Below are 609 nucleotides of genomic sequence, written 5' to 3'. Positions count from 1 at the left end.
TATAAATTCACATCATTATAGTAAAGCTTATAAAAATTAAAATCTGTTATATTGGCAACTAAGGTTTGTGTTTTTACATAAGTTAGCTTTTGCTTATTATAAAATAAGACTGCCATATTACTGCCTCTACTGTTATTGCTTGGTAAAGCATATGCATATTGATTAGGAAAAGCACCATTTAATCCGTTATTCAAAAGTTCATCAGCTAAGTTGCCAAAAGAACCCGGTGTTGGATTAAAAGCATTTATCTTTTCACAACTTATAATATCAGGCTGTGTATATTGAATGATCGTTTTAAAATATGAATCAAGATTTGTTAATGTTCCCTGGCAGCCATTACCAAAATTTAAAACATTATAAGCCATTATTTTTAATGTATCTATTTTACTAACAGTATTAGGTAGCGGGTTTGTATCAATTGTATTATTGCTTACAGCTTGATTGTTTTTTGAACAGGAATGCAGTATAAAAACTAAACTGATAAAACCGGGAGCTATTAATATTCTCATGTAAAATTTGTTTATCCGAAACAAAAACATCGAAAGCTTTTAACTTTCGATGTTTAATAATGTGATTGATGCAATTAGTGTTGGTTACCGGTACCATTAC

General features: G+C 29.4%; 1 protein-coding gene. It reads right to left on the bottom strand.

Annotated elements, in window-relative coordinates:
• The coding region (locus tag E3E36_RS11225; RefSeq protein ID WP_167895508.1) for a hypothetical protein at window positions 1-509 on the bottom strand (509 nt) is incomplete at its 3' end.
• Window positions 510-609: the final 100 nt, after the last annotated feature.

The sequence above is a fragment of the Thermococcus sp. M36 genome, from assembly GCF_012027355.1.
Classification (GTDB): Archaea; Methanobacteriota_B; Thermococci; order Thermococcales; family Thermococcaceae; genus Thermococcus.
The sequence above is the reverse complement of the archived record's forward strand: the minus strand, read 5'-3'. Positions and strand labels throughout refer to the sequence as shown.